The following is a 4,896-nucleotide window of genomic DNA, read 5'->3' on the forward strand; positions in this document are numbered from 1 at the left end:
GCAGCGGTTGTTGTTGGAGACGTCGTGGGAGGCGGTGGAGCGGGCGGGTATCGATCCGTTGTCGTTGAAGGGGAGTCGTACCGGTGTGTTCGCCGGGATCATGTACCACGACTACGGCGGCCGGCTGCGCACCCCGCCCGAAGGCCTTGAGGGCTACGTCATCAACGGCAGCGCGGGCAGCGTCGCCTCGGGCCGCGTCGCCTACACCCTCGGCCTGGAGGGGCCGGCGGTGACGGTGGACACGGCGTGTTCGTCGTCGTTGGTGGCGTTGCACTGGGCGGCCCAGTCGCTGCGCAGCGGCGAGTGCTCCCTGGCACTGGTCGGTGGTGCGACGGTCATGGCGAGCCCTTCGGTGTTCGTGGAGTTCAGTCGGCAGCGGGGGTTGTCGGCGGATGGTCGGTGCAAGGCGTTCGGCGCGGGCGCCGACGGCACCGGCTGGGCCGAGGGCGCGGCGATGCTGCTGGTGGAACGGCTGTCGGACGCCCGCCGCAACGGCCACCCCGTCCTCGCCGTCGTACGGGGCACCGCGGTGAACCAGGACGGCGCGTCCAACGGCCTCACCGCCCCGAGCGGCCCGGCGCAGCAGCGCGTCATCCGGCAGGCGCTGGCGAACGCGGGGCTGCGCCTCGACGACGTGGACGCCGTCGAGGCGCACGGCACGGGCACCGTCCTGGGTGATCCGATCGAGGCGCAGGCGTTGTTGGCGACGTACGGGCGTGATCGGGGTCGTCCGTTGTGGTTGGGGTCGTTGAAGTCGAACATCGGTCACACGCAGGCTGCCGCGGGTGTCGGTGGTGTGATCAAGATGGTGATGGCGATGCGGCACGGTGTGCTGCCGCGCACCCTCCACGCCGACGAACCCAGCCCGCACGTGGACTGGGAGAGCGGACCCGTCCGCCTGTTGACCGAACCCGTGCCATGGACCACGTCCGGTGGACCCCGCCGTGCCGCCGTGTCGTCATTCGGCGTGAGCGGCACCAACGCGCACGCCATCATCGAGCAGCCCGCGCGGGCCGAGGTCCGGGAGCGGACGCGCACCGAACAGCCGGTCGTGCCGTGGGTGCTGTCCGGTCGGGGTGAGGCGGCGGTGCGGGACCAGGCGCGCAACCTGCTGGTGGGCGTCACGGGCACGGACTTCGACCCGGTCGACGTCGGTCTGTCCCTGACGGGGCGGACCGGCTTCGAGGACCGCGCGGTCGTGCTCGGCACGGCCCAGGCCGACCTGCTGGACGTCCTCCGTGACCTGGCGGCCGGCAACTCCACGCCCGGCTTGGTCACCGGCCGGCCGCTCGACGGGGCGCTCGCGTTCCTGTTCTCGGGTCAGGGTTCGCAGCGGGCGGGTATGGGGCGTGAGCTGCACGCTGCGTTCCCGGTGTTCGCTGCCGCGTATGACGAGGTGGTCGCGGGGTTGGGTGGGGCGTCGTTCTTCGGCGTTGACGTGGAGGTGTTGAGCGGGACGGGTGTGGCGCAGCGTGCGTTGTTCGCGTTGCAGGTGGCGTTGTTCCGCTTGTTCGAGTCGTGGGGTGTCCGACCGGATGTGCTGGTGGGGCATTCGGTGGGGGAGATCGCGGCGGCCCACGTCGCCGGTGTGCTGTCCCTCGACGATGCCTGCCGGCTGGTGTCCGCCCGCGCCGACCTGATGCAGGCGTTGCCGCCCGGCGGCGGGATGTTCGCGCTGGAGGCGTCGGAGGACGAGGTGCTGCCGCACCTCACCGAGGAGGTGTCCATCGCGGCGGTGAACGGTCCGCGTTCCGTGGTCGTCGCGGGCGACGAGGACGCCGCCGGGGCGGTGGTCGACGCCTTCCCCGGCCGCAAGGCCACCCGCCTGGCGGTGAGCCACGCCTTCCACTCGCCGTTGATGGAGCCGATGCTGGACGACTTCGCGGCGGTGGTGCGGGGATTGGAGTTCCACGAGCCGCGCATCCCGATGCTCTCCCCGGTCGCCGAGCCCGACTACTGGGTCCGGCACGTCCGCGACGCCGTCCGCTTCGCCGACCAGATCGCGGAGCTGGACGAGCGCGGCACGACGAAGTTCCTGGAGATCGGGCCGGGCGGCGTGCTGACGGCGCTGACCCGCAACAGCCTGCCCGACGCCGAAGTCCTCGCCGTCCCCGCCCTGCGCGCTGACCGCGACGAGGTCCTGACCGCCGTCACGGCGCTGGGTGAGCTGCACGTCCACGGCGCGGAGGTCGACTGGACGCGGTTCTACCCCGGCGCGCGGCGCGTCGACCTGCCCACCTATCCGTTCCAGCGGCAGCGCTACTGGCTCGACGCGCCCGAGGGGACGAGCGGCGTCCACGCCGCGGGACTGGACGTGGCCGGCCACCCGCTGCTCGGGGCGGCGGTGCCGGTGGCGGGCGGCGACGAGTGGCTGATGACCGGCCGCGTCTCGCTCCGGACCCACCCGTGGTTGGCGGACCACGCCGTGAGCGGCGCGGTCCTGCTGCCCGGCACGGCGTTCGTGGAACTGGCCGTCCGCGCCGGTGACGAGGTCGGGTGCGACCTGGTCGAGGACCTGGCCATCGAGGTGCCACTGGTCGTGCCGCACGACCTCGCCGTGGTGCTCCAGGTGCACGTCGGCGCACCCGACGAGGGCACGCGCCCGTTCACCGTCCACGCGCGGACCGACGGCGGAGGGGAGTGGGTGCGCCACGCGCGCGGCAGCCTGGGGGTGCGTGCCGCCGCGCCCGCCGCCTTCTCCTCCGCCGAGTGGCCGCCCGCCGGCGCGCGGCGCGTCGACCTCACGGGCTTCTACGACCGCATGGCGGACGCCGGCGCGTCCTACGGGCCGTTGTTCGCCGGCCTCCGTGGCGCGTGGCGCGAACCCGATGCCGTCCACGCCGAGGTCGCGCTGCCTGACGACGCGGCCGCGAACGCCTTCGGCGTGCACCCGGCGCTGCTCGACGCCGCCCTGCACGCCATCGCCGCCGGCGGCCTGGCCGACCTCGACGACGGCCCCCTGCTGCCCTTCGCGTGGACCGGCGTGCACCTCGCCGCCAGTGGCGCGTCGGCGCTCAGGCTGACGGTCGTCCCGACCGGACCGAACGCCGTGTCGCTCACCGCCGCGGACGCGACCGGCGACACCGTGCTGTCGGTGGACTCCCTGGTGCTGCGGCCTGCCCGACGGCACCAGTTCGAGCAGACCCTCTTCGGCGTCGACTGGCTCGACCGCGGCGCGTGCGGCACGGCCGACACCCCGCTCGGACCGGACGTCGAGGTGCTGACCACCCCGACTGTCGAACTGACGGCCCGCGGCGTCCGCTCCGCGGTCGGGCACGTGCTCCGCGGGCTCCAGGAGTGGCTGGCCGCCGAGCACCCGCAACCCGCGCGGCTGGTCGTGGTGACCACCGGCGCGGCGACCGACCCCGCCCAGGCCGCCGTCCAGGGCTTGGTGCGCTCGGCGCAGTCGGAGAACCCCGACCGCGTCGTCCTGGTCGACGTGGACGGCGGGACCGCGGCCTCCGACGCGGTGGCCGCCGCCCTGCGACTGGCCGAGCCGCAGGTGTCGGTGCGCGACGGCAGGGTGCTCGTGCCGCGCCTGGAGGCGCTGCCCACCGCGGCCGGGGAGTTCGACTTCGGATCCGGCGCGGTGCTGCTGACCGGCGCCTCCGGCACCCTCGGCGCCCTGGTCGCCCGACACCTGGCAGAGGTGCACGGCGTCCGCGACCTCGTGCTGATGAGCCGCAGCGGCCGCTTCGACGGCGACCTGTCCGACCTCGACGTCCTGGTCACCCCGGTGGCGTGCGACGTCGCGGACCGGGACGCCCTGGCCGCCGCGCTGGCGGACCTCGACCTGTCGGCCGTCGTGCACGTCGCGGGAGTCCTGGACGACGGGGTGGTGCCGTCGCTGACCGACGAGCGGATCGACGCGGTGTTCCGCCCGAAGGTGGACGCCGCGCTGAACCTCCACGAGCTGACCACCCACCTCGACCTCTCGGCGTTCGTGCTGTTCTCGTCCGTGTCGGGCGTCTTCGGTGCGGCGGGACAAGGCAACTACGCGGCGGCCAACTCCTTCCTCGACGCGCTCGCCGATCACCGCCGGGCGACCGGGCTGCCCGCGACCTCCCTGGCCTGGGGCCTGTGGGCGCAGGCGAGCACGATGACCGACGACCTCGACCCGGCCGACCTCGCCCGCATCCGCCGCACCGGCCTCCTCCCCATCCCGTCGGACGTCGCGCTGCGCATGTTCGACGCGTCCGCGTCCGCCGGTCGGGCCACGGTCGTGCCGATCAAGCTCGACGTGTCCCACCTCGACGCCGCCTCCGCCCCGGCGGTGCTGCGGGGCCGCGTGCGGACGCCCGCACGGCGCTCCACCCGTTCCACCCCGGTCGGCGCGGCCGTCGGATCAGGGCTCGCGGCGCGGTTGGCCCGCGTCCCGGAGGCTGAGCGCGCGGCTCTCGTCCTGGACCTCGTGTGCGAGCAGGTCGCGGCGGTCCTGGGCCACGCGTCGGCGTCGGCGGTCAAGCCGGACCAGGCGTTCCAGGAGGCCGGGTTCGACTCGCTCACCGCGATCGAGCTGCGCAACCGGCTCACCACCGCCACCGGCCTGCGGCTGCCGGCGACCCTGGTGTTCGACTACCCGACGAGCCGGGCGCTCGCCGATCACCTGCTGGTCGAGGTGTCCCCGGCGGACGACGTGCGGCAAACCGCCGCCGTCGCCGATCGGGTGTCGGACGAACCGATCGCCATCGTGGGGATGAGCTGCCGCTACCCCGGTGGGGTGCGGTCACCGGAGGACCTGTGGCGGTTGGTGGCCGCCGGCGGTGAGGGGATCTCGGGGTTCCCGACCGATCGTGGGTGGGATGTGGAGGGGTTGTACGACCCGGACCCGGATCGTGTGGGGACGTCGTATACGCGCAGTGGTGGGTTCTTGCACGATGCGGCGGAGTTCGACGC

Annotated in this window: 1 protein-coding gene; it reads left to right on the forward strand. The window is 73.9% G+C overall.

Going from position 1 to position 4,896, the window contains the following annotated elements; all coding sequences use genetic code 11:
- Positions 1 to 4,896: type I polyketide synthase (locus CKY47_RS36680; RefSeq protein WP_306750986.1), on the forward strand; the 4,896-nt coding region annotated here is incomplete at both ends.

Source organism: Saccharothrix longispora, from assembly GCF_030852425.1.
Taxonomy (GTDB): domain Bacteria; phylum Actinomycetota; class Actinomycetes; order Mycobacteriales; family Pseudonocardiaceae; genus Actinosynnema; species Actinosynnema longispora.